Origin of the sequence: Streptomyces sp. NPDC087310, assembly GCF_044744405.1 — a bacterium.
In the GTDB taxonomy this organism is placed as follows: Bacteria; Actinomycetota; Actinomycetes; order Streptomycetales; family Streptomycetaceae; genus Streptomyces.
On sequence record NZ_JBIUYF010000001.1, the window covers coordinates 981,262 to 999,568 of the forward strand.

Here is an 18,307-nt window from a genome sequence, read left to right on the forward strand (position 1 = left end):
GGTGTCGGTCGGTGACCGGTCAATGACCGGTCGGTGATCGGTTCCGTACGGACGCATCGTATCCGCCGCCACCGACAGGACCGGGGCGGCAGCGCGGTGAGCGGGACGGACGGGGCCGGCAGACGGACGGGCGGGCGTACTGTCAGGACCAGCGGCCCGTGCGGCCCAGCAGCAGCGCCGTGGCCGCCGTACCCGCGGTGGAGGTGCGCAGCACGCTGGCGCCCAGCCGGTACGGGTGCGCGCCCGCCGCCGCGAACACCGTCAACTCCTCGGGCGACACGCCCCCTTCGGGGCCCACGACCAGCACGATCGAGCCCGCGGCCGGCAGCTCCGCGGTGGCCAGCGCGGCGCTGTCCGCGTCGCGGTCCTCGTGCAGGACGGCCGCGAAGTCCGCGGTGGCGAGCAGCGCGGCGACCTGCTTGGTGGTCATGGCGTCCGCGACCTCGGGGAACCGCACCCGGCGCGACTGCTTGCCCGCCTCGCGCGCGGTGGCCCGCCACTTGGCGAGCGCCTTCGCGCCGCGCTCGCCCCGCCACTGCGTGACACAGCGCGCGGCGGCCCACGGGACGACGGCGTCGACGCCGGTCTCCGTCATGGTCTCGACGGCCAGTTCACCCCGGTCGCCCTTGGGGAGGGCCTGGACGACGGTGATCCGGGGCGCGGGCTCCGCCTCGGTCCGTACCTCGGTGACCGCGACGTCCAGCCGGTCCTTGCCCTCGACCGCGGCGACCGTCCCGTACCCGCCGGTGCCCGCGCCGTCGGTCAGCACGATCTCCTCGCCGACGCGCAGCCGCCGTACGGAGACGGCGTGGCGCCCCTCGGGTCCGTCGAGCGTGACCGTGCCCTCGCGCAGCGCGCCGGGGGCGACGACGAAGACGGGAGCGGTCACGGGGCGCTGCCGAGGCCGGGCATGAACGAGGCGCGGGTGGCGTCGAGTTCGCCCGCGAGGACCTCGACCAGCTTGCCGGCGGGCAGCTCGCGCGCCATCCGGTGGCCCTGGCCGGCCCAGAGCGCCATGCCCTGCGCGTCGCCCACCTTGGCGGCGGCCTTGCGCAGCCCGGAGGTGAGGTGGTGGACCTCGGGGTAGGCGGGCGGGGCGTACGGGCCGTGCTCGCGCATGAAGCGGTTGACGAGCCCGCGGGCGGGGCGTCCCGAGAACGCCCGGGTCAGCTCGGTGCGTACGAACAGCGGGTTGGTCATGGCCTGCTTGTGCAGGGGGTTGGCCCCGGACTCCGGGCAGACGAGGAACGCGGTGCCGAGCTGCGCCGCGTCGGCGCCCGCCGCGAGTACGGCGGCGATCTGGCCGCCGCGCATCAGGCCGCCCGCCGCGATGACCGGCAGGTCGACGGCCTCCCTGACCTGGGCGATCAGTGAGAGCAGGCCGAAGCCCGCACCGTCGGTGGAGGGGTCGTCGCGGTGTGTGCCCTGGTGGCCGCCGGCCTCGATGCCCTGCACGCAGACGGCGTCGGCGCCGGACCACTGGGCGGTCTGGGCCTCCTCGGCCGTGGTCACGGTGACGACGGTGTACGTGCCGACACCCGCGAAGGCGTCGAAGGTCGTCCTGGTCGGGCAGCCGAAGGTGAAGGAGACGACCGGCACCGGGTCGTCGAGCAGGATCGCGAGCTTCGCCTCGTACGCGTCGTCCCGCCCCGACTCGGGGTCGCCGAGCGGTGTCTCGTACCAGGTGGCCTCACCGGCGAGCTGGTTGCGGTAGACCTCGACGGCCGCGTGGTCGGCGTAGTGCGGCTGCGGCATGAAGAGGTTGACGCCGAAGGGGCGGCCGGTGAGGCCCCGGAGCTGCTTGACCTCTTCGTACATGCCGTCGACCGTCTTGTACCCGGCGGCCAGGAACCCGAGACCCCCGGCCTCGGAGACGGCCGCGGCGAGCTGCGGGCAGGAAGCGCCGCCCGCCATGGGGGCCTGCACGATCGGATACCGGCAGAGATCGGTCAGTGCGGAGGACATGCACGCATGGTGCCATGTCAGCCACGGCACCTCCGAATCGGCACCGCGCCGCGCGGGGCCACGGGTCCGGGGTCTGCCCCCGGATCCCTGGCCCACCGGCCCGTCCGCTGCCCGTTGAGGCAGCGTTCAGGCCCGAACACTGCCCCGGGCACCGCCCGTTGGACACGTCCTGGCCCGGCGCCGGGCCCGCCTACCGTCCGTTGAACGCGTCCTTGAGCCGCGAGAACAGTCCCTGCTGACCTGGCTGGAACTGACCGGTGGGCCGCTCCTCGCCACGGAGCTGGGCCAGTTCGCGCAGCAGGCGTTCCTGCTCCGGGTCCATCTTCGTCGGGGTCATCACCTCGACGTGGACGATCAGATCGCCCCGCCCGCCGCCCCGCAGGTGCGTGATGCCGCGCCCGTGCAGCGGGATCGACTGGCCGGACTGGGTGCCGGGCCGTACGTCGATCTCCTCCACGCCGTCGAGCGTCTCCAGCGGGCACTTCGTGCCCAGAGCCGCCGCCGTCATGGGGATCGTGACCGTGCAGTGCAGGTCGTCGCCGCGCCGCTGGAACGTCGCGTGCGGGACCTCGTGGATCTCCACGTACAGGTCACCGGCGGGGCCGCCGCCGGGGCCGACCTCGCCCTCGCCCGCGAGCTGGATACGGGTGCCGTTGTCGACGCCCGCCGGGATCTTGACCGTGAGGGTACGGCGCGAACGGATCCGGCCGTCGCCCGCGCACTCGGGGCACGGCGTGGGGACGACCGTACCGAAGCCCTGGCACTGCGGGCAGGGCCGCGAGGTCATGACCTGGCCCAGGAAGGACCGGGTGACCTGCGAGACCTCGCCCCGACCGCGGCACATGTCGCAGGTCTGGGCGGAGGTGCCGGGTGCGGCGCCCTCGCCCGAGCAGGTCGTGCAGACGATCGCGGTGTCGACCTGGATGTCCTTGGTCGTACCGAAGGCCGCCTCGTTGAGGTCGATCTCCAGCCGGATCATCGCGTCCTGGCCGCGCCGCGTCCGCGACCGCGGGCCGCGCTGCGACGCCGTGCCGAAGAACGCGTCCATGATGTCCGAGAAGTTGCCGAAGCCGCCGGCTCCGAACCCTCCCGCGCCACCGCCCCCACCGGAGGACAGCGGGTCACCGCCGAGGTCGTAGACCTGCTTCTTCTGCGGGTCCGACAACACCTCGTACGCGGCGTTGATCTCCTTGAAGCGCTCTTGCGTCTTGGGATCGGGATTGACATCCGGGTGCAGCTCGCGCGCGAGCCTGCGGAATGCCTTCTTGATCTCGTCCTGAGATGCGTCGCGGCGCACGCCGAGTACGGCGTAGTAGTCCGTGGCCACTTACGACTCCGCCAGGATCTGTCCGACGTAACGTGCCACTGCGCGTACCGCTCCCATCGTTCCGGGGTAGTCCATGCGGGTCGGTCCGACCACGCCGAGTTTGGCGACTGCCTCGTCGCCCGAACCGTAGCCGACCGCGACGACGGACGTGGAGTTGAGGCCCTCGTGGGCGTTCTCGTGCCCGATACGTACGGTCATGCCGGGGTCCGCGGCCTCGCCGAGGAGCTTGAGGAGCACCACGTGCTCCTCCAGCGCCTCCAGCACCGGCCGGATGGTCAGGGGAAAGTCGTGTCCGAAACGGGTGATGTTGGCGGTTCCGCCGATCATCAGCCGCTCCTCGGTCTCCTCGACCAGGGTTTCCAGCAGGGTCGCGAGGACCGCCGACACGGTCCCTCGGTCCTCCTGCTCGAAGGAGTCGGGCAGGTCCTGCACGAGCTGCGGGACGTCCGCGAAGCGGCGTCCGACGATCCGGCTGTTGAGCCGGGCCCGCAGGTCCGCGAGGGAGGTCTCGCCGAACGGGGCGGGGCAGTCGACGAGGCGCTGCTCGACCCGTCCGGTGTCCGTGATCAGGACGAGCATGAGGCGGGCGGGCGCGAGCGCCAGCAGTTCCACGTGCCGCACCGTCGAACGGGTCAGCGAGGGGTACTGGACGACGGCCACCTGCCGGGTGAGCTGCGCGAGCAGCCGTACCGTACGGCCCACGACGTCGTCGAGGTCGACGGCGCCGTCCAGCAGGTTCTGGATGGCGCGGCGCTCCGGCAGCGACAGGGGCTTGACCCCGGCCAGCCGGTCGACGAAGAGCCGGTAGCCCTTGTCGGTCGGGATGCGCCCGGCGCTGGTGTGCGGCTGGGCGATGAAGCCCTCGTCCTCCAGCACCGCCATGTCGTTGCGTACGGTCGCCGGGGAGACGCCGAGTTTGTGCCGCTCCGTGAGCGCCTTGGAACCGACGGGCTCCTCCGTGCCGACGTAGTCCTGGACGATCGCGCGCAACACTTCGAGTCTGCGTTCGCTGAGCATGGCGCACACCTCCCGATGTCGTCCGTCGTCCTTCGCCCGCCGCGGCCTTCGTTGGCACTCGTTCCGCGGGAGTGCCAGTGGTTCCCGGTTCAGTGTACGGCCGCAGGACGTACAGCGAGCAAGGGCGGCCGACCACCGTACCCGGGGATCCTCGGGCCGGATGTCAGTGGTCTCCCGTAGCGTCCCGGTATGGACGTCCGTTGGGAAGAGCACGGGTGGGAGCGGCTGGCGCCCGGAGTGGGCCGCGTACGCCTGCCGGGGTGGGACGCGACCGTCGGTCTGGTGGTCGGGGAGCGGGGCGCGCTGCTGTACGACACGGGGTCGACGCTGCGGGAGGGCGCCGAACTCCGGGCGCGGACGCGGGCGCTGCTCGGCGGCCGGCGCGTGACACATGTCGCACTCAGCCATCCGCATTTCGATCATGTGCTGGGGGCGGCGGCGTTCTCCGGGGTGGCGGTGTACGGGGCGGTCGGCCTGGCGGAGCTGCTGGCCGGGGACGGGGCGGGGAAGGGCGGGAGCCTGTACGAGGAGGCGGTACGGGAGGGGGTCGCGGAGGCGGAGGCGGCCGAGGCGGTGGATCTGCTGGTCAGCCCGGGGCACGCGGTCTCCGGGGAGCTGACGCTGGACCTGGGCGGCGGGCGGCGGGTGGTGCTGGCGAACGTCGGCCCGGGGCACACGGCGCACGACCTGGCGCTGCTGGTGCCGGGGACGGGGGCCGGGACGGGCGGTGGGGCGGGGGCTCCCGGCGCCCCTGCGGTGCTCTTCTGCGGGGACCTGGTGGAGGAGTCGGGCGAGCCGCAGGCGGGCCCCGACGCGGTCCCGGCGCGCTGGCCCGCCGCCCTGGACCGGCTGCTGGCACTGGGCGGCGGGGACGGGACGGTGTACGTGCCGGGGCACGGGGCGGTGGTGGACGCGGCGTTCGTACGGGCGCAACGCGACGCGCTGGCCGCGCGGTTCGGCGGGTCGGGGGCGCCCTCGTAGCCGGGCCCGCGCGCCCCGCATATCGTCATCCGCATGCGCAGCTACAGCCCCGATCTGACGCCCCCGTGGAAGAAGCCCACGCCCGCGCCGGAGGTCCCCGCCGAAACCGATCTGGTGGTCGAGGAGGTGACGACGGGCTTCTGCGGCGCGGTGATCCGCTGCGAGAAGACCGCCGAGGGGCCGACGGTCACCCTGGAGGACCGCTTCGGCAAGCACCGCGTCTTCCCCATGGTGGCGCGCGGCTTCCTGCTGGAGGGCCGGCCGGTGACCCTGGTCCGCCCGCGGCCGGGCGGCGCCGCGGGACCCGCCGCCCCGGCCCGTACGGCCTCGGGCTCGGTCGCCGTGCCGGGCGCCCGCGCGCGGGTGGCCAGGGCGGGCCGGATCTACGTGGAGGGGCGGCACGACGCGGAGCTGGTCGAGAAGGTCTGGGGCGACGACCTGCGCATCGAGGGCGTGGTCGTGGAGTACCTGGGCGGTGTCGACGATCTCCCCGCGGTGGTCGCCGAGTTCGGCCCCGCGCCGGACGCCCGGCTCGGCGTGCTGGTCGACCATCTCGTCCCCGGCTCGAAGGAGTCCCGTATCGCCGCGGCGGCGGCCGGCGCGGACGTCCTGGTCGTGGGGCACCCGTACATCGACATCTGGGAGGCCGTGAAGCCGTCCTCGGTGGGCATCGCGGCCTGGCCGAAGGTACCGAGGGGCGAGGACTGGAAGACGGGCGTGTGCGAGGCGCTGGGCTGGCCGGCGAACACGGGGGCGGCCTGGCAGGCGATCCTGTCCCGGGTGCACTCCTACCGGGATCTGGAGCCCGCGCTGCTGGGCCGGGTGGAGGAGCTGATCGACTTCGTCACGGCCGGCGGTGAGTTCTGATCCCGGGGAGCGTCTCGAACTCGGACGTGTCCAGCTCCACGTCGAGCATCGGCAGCGGCACGGGTTCGCCGAACTTCGAGGTCCGCACGGTCCGGTAGTCGGCGTCCTCACCGCTGCCGGTCGGCTCGGTGAGCAGGACACAGCGTGCTGACGTGGGGTCGACGATCAGATAAGCGGGCACCCTCCCCGCCGCGTACATCGAGCGCTTGATCCCGTAGTCCCGGTCCCCGCTGGTCTTGGAGACCACTTCGAGCACCAGCTCGACGGCGGGGGCCGGGATGAGCCGTCCGGGGCCTTCCTCGGCTCCCCGCTCAAGGACCACAAGGTCGGGCTGCGGCTCACTCGACTCACCGGGGATGGCGATGTCCTGGGTCTGAAGGCGGTCCCAGCGTTTGTGCGGGATCTGGTCCTGCACGGACTGCACAATTCGGTTATGGACCCGGTCGGGCCCGGCCATCATCACGATTTCGCCCCTGAGGAGTTCCGCCTTGAGCCCCTCAGGAACCTCAAGGTCCTCAAAGGTCTTGGCCATGCCGGTGATCGGTCGCTCATCCACAGCGGTCATCTCCGTGAGCCTCCACATTCCGCCGCTTCTGTTAGCGGCAGACTAGGGAAACAGCCTAAGCAGCCACACCCGAATCCGCGGGGATTCACCCCGGCGAGTGATCAGTCCACCAGGTCCCTGACGACGGCGTCCGCCAGGAGGCGGCCCTTCAGCGTCAGCACCGCGCGGCCGGCCTCGTACGGCTCCGGTACGAGCAGGCCGTCGGCCAGGGCGCGGGCGGCGGCGTTCCGGCCGGCCGGGCGGAGGAGGGACAGCTCGCAGCCGTCGGCCAGGCGCAGTTCCAGCAGGATGCGCTCCACCCTGCGGTCCTCCTCGGAGAGGAGTTCGCGGCCCGCGCCCGGGGAGCGGCCCTCCGCGAGGGCCTGGGCGTACGCGCCGGGGTGCTTCACGTTCCACCAGCGCACGCCGCCGACGTGGCTGTGGGCGCCGGGGCCCGCGCCCCACCAGTCGGCGCCGCGCCAGTACAGCTCGTTGTGGAGACAGCGCGCCTTCTCCGTGGTGGCCCAGTTGGACACCTCGTACCAGGAGAAGCCCGCCTCGGCGAGCACCTGGTCCGCGATGAGGTAGCGGTCCGCGTGCTCGTCGTCGTCCGTCATGGGGACCTCGCCGCGCCGGATGCGGCGGGCGAGCTGGGTGCCCTCCTCGACGATCAGCGCGTACGCCGAGATGTGGTCGGGGCCGGCGCCCACGGCCGCCGCGAGGGTGTCGCGCCAGTCGGTGTCGCTCTCCCCCGGTGTGCCGTAGATCAGGTCGAGGTTCACGTGGTCGAACCCGGCGGCGCGGGCCTCCGCGACGCACGCCTCGGGACGGCCCGGGGTGTGGGTACGGTCCAGGACCTTCAGGACGTGCTGCTTGGCGCTCTGCATGCCGAAGGAGATCCGGTTGAAGCCGCCCTCCCGCAGGGCGGCGAGGTACGCCGGGTCCACGGACTCGGGATTCGCCTCCGTGGTGATCTCCGCGTCGTCCGCGAGCCCGAACTCGTCACGGATCGTGCCCAGCATCCGTACGAGGTCCCCGGCGGCGAGCAGCGTGGGGGTGCCGCCGCCGACGAAGACCGTACGGACCTGGCGCGGGTCGTCGCCGAGCACCTTCCTGGCCAGCCTGACCTCGTCGGCGAGGGTGTCGGCGTAGTTGTCGCGGGAGGCCAGCACCCCGCCGGAGCCGCGCAGCTCGGTCGCCGTGTACGTGTTGAAGTCGCAGTAGCCGCAGCGGGTCGCGCAGTACGGAACGTGCAGGTAGAAGCCGAGCGGCCGGTCCGCCGCGCCCGTCAGGGCGTGCCGGGGCAGCGCTCCGGTCTCGGGCATGGGGTCACCGTCGGGCAGTGCGGAAGGCATGCCCCCAGTGTCCCGTACGCGACGGACCTGCCGGGACGGGACGGGACGGATCGGCCGGGACGGTACGGGGCGCCGTCCCACAGCGCCCCGCCCGTGCCCCGCCCCGTGCTCCGCCCGCCGTCACTCCGCCTGGAGCACCAGCAGCGCCAGGTCGTCCCCCGGCGGCGCCTCCGCGAATTCGTGCACCGCGCGCCGTATCCGCTCCGCCACGCCCTGCGCCGTGAGCCCCACGCACCCCGCCAGGGCCCGCGCGAGCCCGTCGCCGTCGTCGAGCATGCGGCGGCCCGAGCGGCGCTCCGTGACGCCGTCGGTGACGCAGAGCAGCGTGTCCCCGGGCTCCAGGTCGAAGGCGCTGCTCTCGTACGCGACGGACTCCACCACCCCGAGCAGCACCTGCGGCTCCGCCGCCGCCCGCACCGTGCCGTCCGGGCGCAGGAGCAGCGGCAGGGGGTGGCCGGCGCTGGCGAGGGTGCACCGTACGCCGCCGTCCGGCAGGGGCGTCAGCTCGCCGTACAGCAGCGACAGGAAGCGGGCCTGGCGGCCCTCCGGCGGCCCCGTGGGGCCTGCGGGCACTCCGGGCGGTCCACCGGGGCCCGCGGCCGCCCCGACGGCCATCAGGGACGCCGACTCGGCCGCCTCCGTCGCGTCGTCGAGCAGCAGCCGGTTGAGACGGTCCAGGACCGCGCCCACCCCGTACCCCTCGCGGGCGAGCAGCCGCAGCCAGGGGCGGGCGAGGCCGGTGACGACGGCGGCCTCCGGGCCGCTGCCCTGGACGTCGCCGAGCATGAAGCACCAGCGGTCGCCCGGCGGGCACGGGAAGACGTCGTAGAAGTCGCCGCCCGCGAGGCCCTCGTCGCTCGGTTCGTACACGAGGGAGCTGGCGACGCCCGGGATGCGCGCCACCTGGGTGGGCAGCAGTCCCCGCTGGAGGACGCGGCTGATGGTGACCTGGCGGGTGTAGCGGCGGGCCGCGCCGATACCGAGGGCGACGCGCCGGGCGAAGTCCTCGACCAGGGAGGTCACCTCGTCGGGGACGGTGCCCTGTCCGGGGCGGCCGAGCAGGAGCGTGCCCAGGGCGCGGCCGTTCGCGACGAGCCGGCAGGCGAGCGCAGCGCCGTCGCTCCCCGCCGTCCCGAAGACCGGCCAGGGCACCGGCACCGGCGTGCCGTGCGGCGGTCCCGGGAGCCTCGGCGGCTCCTTCTCCAGGGCCGCGCGCAGCGGCTCGATACGGGACTCGTCGGCGTGCCAGACGCGGGCGAGCCGGGGCGCCGCGCCCGTCTGCGCGCCGTCGCCGTCCAGCCAGACCGCGCACCACTCGGCGAGGCGTGGCACCAGCAGTTGGCCGGCGAGCGCCGCGACCAGGTCCTCGTCGAGCTGTCCCGCGAGCAGTTCGGACGCCTCGGCGAGGAAGGAGAGGGCCCCTCCGCCGGCCCACTCCGGGTCGCCGCGGACCGTACGGCGCGGGGCGGGTGCCAGGATCTCGGCGGCGCGCAGCCCTCGCCGCAGGACGGGTTCGGCCGGTGCCCCGTCGGGGCCGGTGTCCCGGCCTGCGAGGGGGAGCCGGGCCCAGACGGTCTTGAGGCCGGAGCGGTAGGTGATGCCCCAGCGTTCGGCGAGCGCGGAGACGAGTTGCAGCCCGCGGCCGTACTCGGGGGTGCCGGACGGCGCCGGTCCGTCCGGGTCGCTGCGCACGGCCCGCGCGGGATGGTGGTCGGAGACTTCGAGGACGAGCGCGGCCGGTTCGTCGCGTGCCTGGGCCCCCGCGATGTCCCCCGAGGGGTCCTCGGAGGGGACTTCGAGCCGGCAGAGCAGTTCGACGGTGGTGCCGGCGTGCACGACCGCGTTGGTGACGAGTTCGTCGACGATCAGTACGGCGTCGTCGGCGAGGAGATCGGTGCTGTGTGTGCCCGGGGAGCAGCCTGCCTCGCCCTGGCAGAAGGTGCAGGTGGTGAGCAGCCCGAGGCTGGTCCAGTCCGCGAGCGCCGCGCGTGCGAAGCGGCGTGCGGCGGACGGGGCGAGCGGGTTGCCGGGCAGACTGGTACGGGAGATGGACCGCGCGTCCCTCCGTAACGGCACCTGGGGTGCCGGACGGTGGCGGGCGTCGCGCGGGATCGGAATGGGCCCCACTGCGGCTCCTGATCCGGTTCTGGCGTTGTGCCGCTCTGGCGTTTGTGCCGTTTACGATCCCGACAGAGTGACAGACGGAGCGCGTTCCTACGCACCGAGTCATGGAAGTCGCCGGAGATTGCCCCCGGGTCTTGACAGCGGAAACCGCGCGGGGGGCGCATCGGCGCGGAAGGGGTGGCGCGGCGGTGGCGCGAAGGTCGGGCCAAAGCACCGGAACCGCGTGCGAAACCGCCCCGGACAGAGCATTCTTGCCTCGCTGGCCGAAAGACGCGGGCCGGACAAGGAGCAACAAGGATGATCAGCACATGAACGGCACAGCGGTCGGCACGGAGCGTGCGGGCATCCTGCTCGTCGACGACATGGAGGACAACCTCACCGCGCTCGAAGCGGTGCTGGCCTCACTGGACGAGCGGCTCGTACGGGCGCGTTCGGGCGAGGAGGCGGTGGAGGCGCTGCTGCGCCAGCCGTTCGCGCTGGTCCTGCTGGACGTCCGGATGCCCGGCATGGACGGCTTCGAGACCGCGTACCGGATCAAGCGGCTCGACCGGGCCAAGGACATCCCGATCATCTTCCTGAACGGGCCGGGATCCGACAGCGGTTACGCCTTCCGCGGGTACGCCACGGGCGCCGCGGACTTTCTGACCAAGCCCTTCGACCCGTGGATGCTGCGGGCCAAGGTCAGCGTCTTCCTCGATCTGCACCGCAAGAACCGCCAGTTGGAGCGGGCCCTGGCGCGCGAGCAGGAACAGCTCGGGGAGGTCGCGGGCCGGCTGGCGAAGATCGAGGACGCGCTGCGGAGCGACGCGCCGGAACATCTGGCCGACCTGCGGCGCCACTTGGAGCGGATCGAGGACGCACTGGGCGAACTCCGGCGCGGGCGGGACCACTAGGGCGTGTCCGGCCGGGGCCGCGAGGGCAGACCCGCCGCCCTCACGAGCCCCGGTCAGGCCCCGCGGGAGCGGTCAGGACTCGCGGGAGCCCTCGTACATCTCCTCGATCAGATGCTTGTACTCCCGCTCCACGACGGGCCTCTTGAGCTTGAGGCTGGGCGTCAGCTCGCCGTGCTCGATGTCCAGGTCGCGGGAGAGCAGCCGGAACTTCTTGATGGTCTGCCAGCGCTGAAGGCCCTCGTTGAGCCGCTTCACGTATCCGCCGATGAGCTGCTCGACCGCCGCCGAGGCGACCACGTCGGCGTACGGACGGCCGGCCATGCCGTTCTCGGCGGCCCAGCCGAGGATCGCCGGCTCGTCGAGCGCGATCAGCGCCGTGCAGAAGTTGCGGTCGGCGCCGTGCACCAGGATGTTCGAGACGAACGGGCAGACCGCCTTGAACCGGCCCTCGACCTCGGCCGGGGCGATGTACTTGCCGCCCGACGTCTTGATCAGGTCCTTCTTGCGGTCGGTGATCCGCAGATAGCCGTCGGCGGACAGCTCGCCGATGTCCCCGGTGTGGAACCAGCCGTCGGGCTCCAGCACCTCAGCGGTCTTCTCGGGCTGCCCGTGATATCCGGCCATCACACCCGGGCTGCGCAGCAGGATCTCGCCGTCGTCCGCGATCCGTACCTCCGTGCCGGGCAGCGGCTTGCCGACCGTGCCCGTACGGTACGCCTCGCCCGGGTTGACGAAGCTGGCCGCGCTGGTCTCCGTCAGCCCGTACCCCTCCAGGATGTGGATCCCGGCGCCGGAGAAGAAGTAGCCGATCTCGGGCGCGAGCGCGGCGGAACCGGAGATGGCGGCGCGCAGCCGGCCGCCGAACGCCTCGCGGAGCTTGCTGTGGACGAGCGCGTCGGCCACCTTGTGGCGGGCTTCGAGGGCGAACGGCACGGTCCTGGTGCCCGTACGCCGGAAGTTGTCCTGGGCGGCGACGGCGTACTCGCGGGCGACCCCGGCCGCCCACTGGAAGATCTTGTACTTGGCGGGGCCGCCGGCCCGCGCCTTGGCCGCCACGCCGTTGTAGACCTTCTCGAAGATCCGCGGCACGGCCGCCATGTAGGTCGGCCGGACCACCGGCAGATTCTCGATGATCTTGTCGACGCGGCCGTCCACGGCGGTGACATGGCCGACCTCGATCTGCCCGGACGTCAGCACCTTGCCGAAGACATGGGCGAGCGGCAGCCACAGGTACTGCACGTCGTCCCCGCTGATCAGGCCGGTGGCCGCGATCGCCTTGGCCATGTACGACCAACTGTCGTGGCGCAGCCGTACGCCCTTGGGGCGGCCCGTGGTGCCCGAGGTGTAGATGAGGGTGGCGAGCTGATCGGCGGTGATCGCCTCGACCCGCTCCTCGACCGCCTTGGGGTGCTCGGCCAGGTACGCGGCGCCGCGCGCCTCCAGTTCGGCGAGCGAGAGCACCCATCCCTCCGGGTCGCCCTCGGCGGGTACGGCGCCGTCCGCGTCGATCACCACGACATGGGCGAGGCCCGGCAGCTCGGCGCGGCGCTCGCGCGCCTTGGCGAGCTGGGCGGCGTCCTCCGCGATCAGCACCCGGCTCTGCGAGTCGGAGAGGATGTACGCGGACTCCTCGGTGTTGGTCGAGGGGTAGACCGTGGTGGTCGCGGCGCCCGCGCACATCACCCCGAGGTCCGCGAGGATCCACTCGACCCGGGTGGCGGAGGCGAGCGCGACCCGCTCCTCGGGTCGCACGCCGAGCGCGATCAGCCCGGCGGCCACGGCGTACACCCGCTTCGACGCCTCGCCCCAGCTCAGCGAGCGCCACTCGTCGGGGCCCTGTCCGGCGGCCGGTACGGGGTAGCGGTATGCCTCCGCGTCCGGCGTGGCCGCCACGCGCTCAATGAAGAGGGTCGCCACGGAGGGCGGCCGGTTCTCGATCAAGTTCTGGGTGTCGCTCACGGCATCCTCCGGGCCCGCGGCAGCGCTGCCGGCGTGCCGACTGAATTGTGACTGGCGAGTAACTAATGCGACCGACGAGTAACTAACCGACGAGTAACTACGAATCTGCGCTCAGGGTAGAGGCCGTCCGCCCGGTACGTAAGAGGCTGTGGACAGCCACTTACGTACACGTTGTGACGAAGCCGCGCCTGTTTCGGGGACGTTCCGGGGAGCCCGGACGGCGCTACGGGCCCTCACACCGCGGTGTGAGGGCCCGTAGCGCCGTCGGAACGACATCAGGACGGCTACTTCTTCGCCTTGCCCCCGGAATCGTCACTGGACAGCACGGCGATGAACGCCTCCTGGGGGACCTCCACGCTGCCGACCATCTTCATGCGCTTCTTGCCCTCCTTCTGCTTCTCCAGCAGCTTCCGCTTACGGGAGATGTCACCGCCGTAGCACTTGGCGAGGACATCCTTGCGGATGGCGCGGATCGTCTCGCGGGCGATGACCCGGGAGCCGATGGCGGCCTGGATGGGGATCTCGAATGCCTGGCGCTGGATCAGCTCACGCAGCTTGGCGACGAGCCGCACCCCGTACGCGTACGCCTGGTCCCGGTGGGTGATCGCCGAGAAGGCGTCCACCTTGTCGCCGTGGAGCAGGATGTCGACCTTGACGAGGTTGGCGGTCTGCTCGCCGGTGGGCTCGTAGTCGAGCGAGGCGTAGCCGCGGGTCTTGGACTTGAGCTGGTCGAAGAAGTCGAAGACGATCTCGGCGAGCGGCAGCGTGTAGCGGATCTCGACACGGTCCTCGGAGAGGTAGTCCATCCCGAGCAGCGTGCCGCGGCGGCTCTGGCACAGCTCCATGATCGCGCCGATGAACTCGCTCGGGGCGAGGATCGTGGCCCGTACGACCGGCTCGTGCACCGAGTCGATCTTGCCCTCGGGGAACTCGCTCGGGTTGGTGACCGTGTGCTCGGTGCCGTCCTCCATCTCCACGCGGTAGACCACGTTGGGGGCGGTGGCGATCAGTTCGAGCCCGAACTCGCGCTCCAGCCGCTCCCGGATCACGTCGAGGTGCAGCAGACCGAGGAAGCCGACCCGGAAACCGAAGCCGAGCGCCGCGGAGGTCTCCGGCTCGTAGACCAGGGCGGCGTCGTTGAGCTGGAGCTTGTCGAGCGCGTCGCGCAGCTCGGGGTAGTCCGAGCCGTCCAGCGGATAGAGGCCGGAGAAGACCATCGGCTTGGGGTCCTTGTAGCCGCCGAGCGCCTCGGTCGCCCCCTTGTTCAGGGTGGTGATCGTGTCGCCGACCTTGGACTGCCGTACGTCCTTCACGCCGGTGATGATGTAGCCCACCTCGCCGACGCCGATGCCGTCGGCCGGGGTCATCTCCGGGGAGGAGACCCCGATCTCCAGCAGCTCGTGGGTGGCGTTGGTGGACATCATCCGGATCCGCTCACGCTTGTTGAGCTGGCCGTCGATGACACGTACGTACGTCACGACCCCCCGGTAGGAGTCGTAGACCGAGTCGAAGATCATCGCGCGGGCGGGGGCGTCCTTGACGCCGACCGGCGCCGGGACCTCCTTGACCACCTTGTCGAGCAGGACGTCCACGCCGACACCGGTCTTCGCCGAGACGCGCAGGACGTCCTCGGGCTGGCAGCCGATGAGGTTCGCCAGCTCCTCGGAGAACTTCTCCGGCTGGGCGGCCGGCAGATCGATCTTGTTGAGCACGGGAACGATCGTGAGGTCGTTCTCCATCGCCAGATAGAGGTTGGCGAGCGTCTGCGCCTCGATGCCCTGGGCGGCGTCCACCAGCAGGATGGTGCCCTCGCAGGCCGCGAGCGAACGGGAGACCTCGTAGGTGAAGTCCACGTGTCCGGGCGTGTCGATCATGTTGAGGACATGGGTGGTGCCCTGGCCCTCACCCGTGGTGGGGGCCCAGGGCAGCCGGACCGCCTGGGACTTGATCGTGATGCCGCGCTCGCGCTCGATGTCCATCCGGTCGAGGTACTGGGCGCGCATCTGCCGCTGGTCGACCACTCCGGTGAGCTGGAGCATCCGGTCGGCCAGCGTCGACTTGCCGTGGTCGATGTGGGCGATGATGCAGAAGTTGCGGAGCAGCGCCGGGTCCGTACGGCTCGGCTCGGGCACGTGGAGAGGGGTCGCGGGCACGCAGGGTCCTGATTCTTGAGACGCGCGGCGTCTCGTCTCGGGTGGACGCGGATCGATACGTAGGCTCCATGGTCCCACGGGTACGGGACTGCGCCCGGTTTGGGCCGGTCGCGGGGTCGCTGCTAGCCTGACAAGCTGCGTCCGGCTCCACCCTGCCCTGTCCGGGCTCCGGGTGGTCCTCGGACGGTGCTGTACGGAGTCGACGGTGCGGTACCGAGTCCAACGGTGCTGTACCGGGTCAACGAATTCATCAAAGCTGAGAAGGCTCATAACGTGGCGAACATCAAGTCCCAGATCAAGCGGAACAAGACCAACGAGAAGGCACGCCTGCGCAACAAGGCTGTCAAGTCGTCGCTCAAGACCGCGATCCGCAAGGCCCGCGAGGCCGCTGCCGCCGGTGACATCGAGAAGGCCACCGCGGCTTCTCGCGAGGCGTCCCGTCAGCTCGACAAGGCTGTCTCGAAGGGTGTCATCCACAAGAACGCCGCCGCCAACAAGAAGTCGGCGCTGGCCTCCAAGGTCGCCACCCTCCAGGGCTGAGCCCCGGTTCCTTGATTTGACCGCCGGAAGGGACTCAGCGGGCCCTCTCTACCGCTCCTGACCGGCGAACCCCGAACTCGCACGCGACTGCGTTCGCCACGCGGGTGCGAGTTCATCAGCTTCAATGAGCTGCACAGCTTGACGTCGAAGGCCCTGGCCCGTTCTCCCAGAACGGGCCAGGGCCTTCGTCGTACCACCTGGACCGGGGACCGGGTACCACCTGGACCCGGGACCGCCCCTCGCGGGCGGGGGCTAGCCCTGGCGGCCGGAGGCTAGCCCTCGCGGCCGGAGCGGGCCGCGCGGGCGATCGCGACGACCGCCTTCTCCAGCGCGTACTCCGGATCGTCGCCGCCGCCCTTGACGCCCGCGTCGGCCTCGGCGACGGCCCGCAGCGCGGTCGCCACACCGTCCGGGGTCCAGCCGCGCATCTGCTGGCGCACCCGGTCGATCTTCCACGGCGGCATCCCCAGCTCCCGCGCGAGATCGGCGGGCCGGCCGCCGCGGGCCGAGGAGAGCTTGCCGATGGCCCGCACGCCCTGGGCGAGGGCGCTGGTGATCAGTACGGGTGCGACACCGGTCGACAGCGACCAGCGCAGCGCCTCCAGCGCGTCGGCGGCCCGGCCCTCCACGGCGCGGTCGGCGACATTGAAGCTGGACGCCTCGGCGCGGCCCGTGTAGTACCGGCCGACGACGGCCTCGTCGATCGTCCCCTCGACATCCGCGGCGAGCTGGGAGACGGCGCTCGCCAGCTCGCGCAGATCGCTGCCGATCGAGTCGACCAGGGCCTGGCACGCCTCGGGCGTGGCCGAGCGACCCAGCGCGCGGAACTCCGACCGTACGAAGCCCAGCCGCTCGGCGGGCTTGGTCGTCCTGGGGCAGGGGACCTCACGGGCCCCCGCCTTACGGGCGGCGTCCAGCAGCCCCTTGCCCTTGGCCCCCCCGGCGTGCAGCAGGACGAGGGTGATCTCCTCGGCGGGCGCGTCGAGATACGCCTTGACGTCCTTGATCGTGTCCGCGGAGAGGTCGTGCGCGTTCCGTACGACGACGACCTTGCGCTCGGCGAAGAGCGACGGGCTGGTCAGCTCGGCCAGGGTGCCGGGCTGGAGCTGGTCGGAGGTGAGGTCGCGGACGTCCGTGTCGGCGTCGGCGGCGCGGGCCGCCGCGACCACCTGCTGCACGGCGCGGTCGAGCAGCAGGTCCTCCTGGCCCACGGCGAGCGTGAGCGGGGCGAGCAGATCGTCGGGGGAAGCTTTTCTGGTGGCCATCGTGGTCCACGATCTCACGCCCCACCGACAGCGAGGGGCGCGTATCCGGGGACCCGCGTATCCGGGGACGGGGCCCGAGCTCCCGGGGCGGCGCGGACGTTACGGGGCCTCGCGCCAGCCGTCCCAGTCCGCCACGAACGCGTCCAGCGCGGCGGAGTCCAGCCGCGCCCCGGGGTCCTCCACGACCACCAGCCACTGCGCGTCCTCGGCGTCGTCCTCGCCGGCCAGGGCGTCCCGTACGAGCTGGGGCTCCTCGGTCACCGGGAACCGCTCGCCGAGCGCCTGCGCCACCTCCTCCGCCGCGTCGCGGTCGGGCAGCACCAGTACGTGTCTCACATCGCTCACGGCCGCATTCTTCCAGCCGGCCGGAGCCGGTGAACCGCCCGGTCAGGTCTTGGGGACGATCTGGATATCCATCTCGATCTTGATGCTGGAGCCGACCACCGCGATGCCCCGTGCCAGCATCGACTGCCAGTTGACGGTGTAGTCCTCGCGGTGCAGCTCCGTACTGGCGCGGACGGCCGCGCGGGTCTCGCCCTCCATGCCGTTGCCTATGCCCAGGTAGTGGGCGTCGAGGGTGACCGTGCGGGTGACGCCGTGGAGGGTGAGCGCCCCGGCGATCCCCCAGTTGTTGCCACCGCGGTGGAGGAAGCGGTCGCTGTAGAACTCCAGCGTCGGATAGTTCTCCACGTCGAGGAAGTCGGGTGAGCGCAGGTGGTCGTCGCGCATCTGCACGCTGGTGTCGATCGACGCGGCGCCGATGACGACATGCATCGCCGACCGCTCCATCGTCTCGCCGATCCTGATCGCCCCGGCGAAGTTGTCGAAGCGGCCGTGGACACGGGCGAGCCCGATGTGACGGGCGATGAAACCGATCCGGGAGTGGGCCGGTTCGATCTCCCAGTCGCCGGGCGCGGGCAGCGGCAGCGACGGGGCCACCTGGAGTGTGATGTCACCCGGGCCCCTGGACTCGGCATCGTCGCCGACCGTCACATTGCCCCGGAACGGGGTGAAGCTGTCGGCGGATATGGCCAGCCGGTACTCCCCGAGGGGGACCATCGCCACCATCATCCCGAACGGGTCGGTCTCGCCGCTCACGATCTTGCGGCCGTTGCTGTCGCTCACCGTGAACTCGGCCTGTCCGACAGGCTCGTTGACCGGGTCGATGACGCGGCAGGTGAGCAGCCCGGCGCCGGGCGGTACGGAGAGTCCGGCGAACGGACCGGGCCTCTGATGAGCGGCCGTCCGTCGGCCGAGAAGGCGGCTGATCATGGTGTGCGTACCCCTGTGCGGTCGGGCTCCACGGGGCCGCACCGC

16 protein-coding genes are annotated in these 18,307 nt (G+C 71.9%); 4 read left to right on the forward strand and 12 right to left on the reverse strand.

From position 1 onward, the window contains the following. Positions 1-142 precede the first annotated feature (142 nt). The 4 genes from ACIO3P_RS03950 to hrcA form a co-directional block, all read right to left on the reverse strand. Entirely contained in the window at positions 143-889 is a 747-nt protein-coding gene (locus ACIO3P_RS03950) for a 16S rRNA (uracil(1498)-N(3))-methyltransferase (RefSeq protein ID WP_401850691.1), read from the reverse strand. Then, positions 886-1,965: a nitronate monooxygenase gene (locus ACIO3P_RS03955; protein ID WP_329827167.1), complete on the reverse strand. Its 1,080-nt coding sequence runs from the start codon at positions 1,963-1,965 to the stop codon at positions 886-888. Before ACIO3P_RS03955 ends, ACIO3P_RS03950 begins: the two co-directional genes overlap by 4 nt. Before the next feature lie 190 nt (positions 1,966-2,155). Continuing rightward, entirely contained in the window at positions 2,156-3,292 is a 1,137-nt protein-coding gene (dnaJ, locus tag ACIO3P_RS03960; protein ID WP_329827166.1) for a molecular chaperone DnaJ, read from the reverse strand. After that, entirely contained in the window at positions 3,293-4,309 is a 1,017-nt protein-coding gene (hrcA, locus tag ACIO3P_RS03965) for a heat-inducible transcriptional repressor HrcA (protein WP_329827165.1), read from the reverse strand. It lies immediately after the preceding gene. Between the two features lie 189 nt (positions 4,310-4,498). On the opposite strand from hrcA, the gene ACIO3P_RS03970 reads away from it, so the two are divergent. After that, the gene (locus tag ACIO3P_RS03970; RefSeq protein WP_401850694.1) at positions 4,499-5,290 is read left to right on the forward strand and encodes an MBL fold metallo-hydrolase; all 792 of its coding nucleotides are present in this window, start codon (positions 4,499-4,501) and stop codon (positions 5,288-5,290) included. A gap of 33 nt (positions 5,291-5,323) precedes the next feature. After that, positions 5,324-6,157, forward strand: a complete 834-nt coding sequence (locus ACIO3P_RS03975; RefSeq protein ID WP_401850697.1) for a DUF3097 domain-containing protein — start codon at positions 5,324-5,326, stop codon at positions 6,155-6,157. Here ACIO3P_RS03975 and ACIO3P_RS03980 read toward each other — a convergent pair. The 3 genes from ACIO3P_RS03980 to ACIO3P_RS03990 all read right to left on the reverse strand — a co-directional run bounded on the left by ACIO3P_RS03980 (position 6,135) and on the right by ACIO3P_RS03990 (position 10,183). Further along, the gene (locus ACIO3P_RS03980) at positions 6,135-6,722 is read right to left on the reverse strand and encodes a Uma2 family endonuclease (RefSeq protein ID WP_401850699.1); all 588 of its coding nucleotides are present in this window, start codon (positions 6,720-6,722) and stop codon (positions 6,135-6,137) included. The two genes, ACIO3P_RS03975 and ACIO3P_RS03980, sit on opposite strands and share 23 nt — an antisense overlap. A 101-nt stretch (positions 6,723-6,823) precedes the next feature. Continuing rightward, complete coding sequence (hemW, locus tag ACIO3P_RS03985) at positions 6,824-8,056, reverse strand: radical SAM family heme chaperone HemW (protein ID WP_329827160.1); 1,233 nt, start codon at positions 8,054-8,056, stop codon at positions 6,824-6,826. A gap of 120 nt (positions 8,057-8,176) precedes the next feature. Next, positions 8,177-10,183, reverse strand: a complete 2,007-nt coding sequence (locus ACIO3P_RS03990) for a SpoIIE family protein phosphatase (RefSeq protein WP_401850702.1) — start codon at positions 10,181-10,183, stop codon at positions 8,177-8,179. A 305-nt stretch (positions 10,184-10,488) separates the two neighbouring features. Between ACIO3P_RS03990 and ACIO3P_RS03995 the strand changes: the two genes are divergently transcribed. After that, a complete protein-coding gene (locus ACIO3P_RS03995; protein ID WP_329827159.1) occupies positions 10,489-11,073 on the forward strand; it encodes a response regulator in 585 nt (194 codons plus the stop codon). 72 nt (positions 11,074-11,145) lie between these two features. Here ACIO3P_RS03995 and ACIO3P_RS04000 read toward each other — a convergent pair whose 3' ends face one another. Continuing rightward, positions 11,146-13,032 (reverse strand): AMP-dependent synthetase/ligase, encoded by a 1,887-nt coding sequence (locus ACIO3P_RS04000; RefSeq protein WP_329827158.1) that lies wholly within the window; start codon positions 13,030-13,032, stop codon positions 11,146-11,148. A 284-nt stretch (positions 13,033-13,316) separates the two neighbouring features. Then, positions 13,317-15,185, reverse strand: a complete 1,869-nt coding sequence (gene lepA / locus ACIO3P_RS04005; RefSeq protein WP_329827157.1) for a translation elongation factor 4 — start codon at positions 15,183-15,185, stop codon at positions 13,317-13,319. Positions 15,186-15,458: 273 nt separating this feature from the next. Here lepA and rpsT point away from each other — a divergent pair, with 273 nt between their 5' ends. Continuing rightward, the gene (rpsT, locus tag ACIO3P_RS04010) at positions 15,459-15,725 is read left to right on the forward strand and encodes a 30S ribosomal protein S20 (protein WP_401850704.1); all 267 of its coding nucleotides are present in this window, start codon (positions 15,459-15,461) and stop codon (positions 15,723-15,725) included. Positions 15,726-15,997: 272 nt separating this feature from the next. Here the strand turns inward: rpsT and holA are convergent, their stop codons facing one another. The 3 genes from holA to ACIO3P_RS04025 form a co-directional block, all read right to left on the reverse strand. Then, the gene (gene holA / locus ACIO3P_RS04015) at positions 15,998-16,990 is read right to left on the reverse strand and encodes a DNA polymerase III subunit delta (RefSeq protein WP_329827155.1); all 993 of its coding nucleotides are present in this window, start codon (positions 16,988-16,990) and stop codon (positions 15,998-16,000) included. A 99-nt stretch (positions 16,991-17,089) separates the two neighbouring features. Beyond that, positions 17,090-17,335 (reverse strand): hypothetical protein, encoded by a 246-nt coding sequence (locus ACIO3P_RS04020; RefSeq protein ID WP_329827154.1) that lies wholly within the window; start codon positions 17,333-17,335, stop codon positions 17,090-17,092. Between the two features lie 42 nt (positions 17,336-17,377). Then, positions 17,378-18,262: a YceI family protein gene (locus ACIO3P_RS04025; RefSeq protein WP_401850708.1), complete on the reverse strand. Its 885-nt coding sequence runs from the start codon at positions 18,260-18,262 to the stop codon at positions 17,378-17,380. Between the last annotated feature and the right edge of the window lie 45 nt (positions 18,263-18,307).

Bases quoted from the DNA above. Each gene is read 5' to 3' on its own strand.
- ACIO3P_RS03955 (WP_329827167.1), bottom strand. From the start codon at position 1,965: ATGTCCTCCGCACTGACCGATCTCTGCCGGTATCCGATCGTGCAGGCC.
- hrcA (WP_329827165.1), bottom strand. From the start codon at position 4,309: ATGCTCAGCGAACGCAGACTCGAAGTGTTGCGCGCGATCGTCCAGGAC.
- ACIO3P_RS03970 (WP_401850694.1), top strand. From the start codon at position 4,499: ATGGACGTCCGTTGGGAAGAGCACGGGTGGGAGCGGCTGGCGCCCGGA.
- ACIO3P_RS03975 (WP_401850697.1), top strand. From the start codon at position 5,324: ATGCGCAGCTACAGCCCCGATCTGACGCCCCCGTGGAAGAAGCCCACG.
- ACIO3P_RS03980 (WP_401850699.1), bottom strand. From the start codon at position 6,722: ATGACCGCTGTGGATGAGCGACCGATCACCGGCATGGCCAAGACCTTT.
- hemW (WP_329827160.1), bottom strand. From the start codon at position 8,056: ATGCCTTCCGCACTGCCCGACGGTGACCCCATGCCCGAGACCGGAGCG.
- ACIO3P_RS03995 (WP_329827159.1), top strand. From the start codon at position 10,489: ATGAACGGCACAGCGGTCGGCACGGAGCGTGCGGGCATCCTGCTCGTC.
- holA (WP_329827155.1), bottom strand. From the start codon at position 16,990: ATGGCCACCAGAAAAGCTTCCCCCGACGATCTGCTCGCCCCGCTCACG.
- ACIO3P_RS04025 (WP_401850708.1), bottom strand. From the start codon at position 18,262: ATGATCAGCCGCCTTCTCGGCCGACGGACGGCCGCTCATCAGAGGCCC.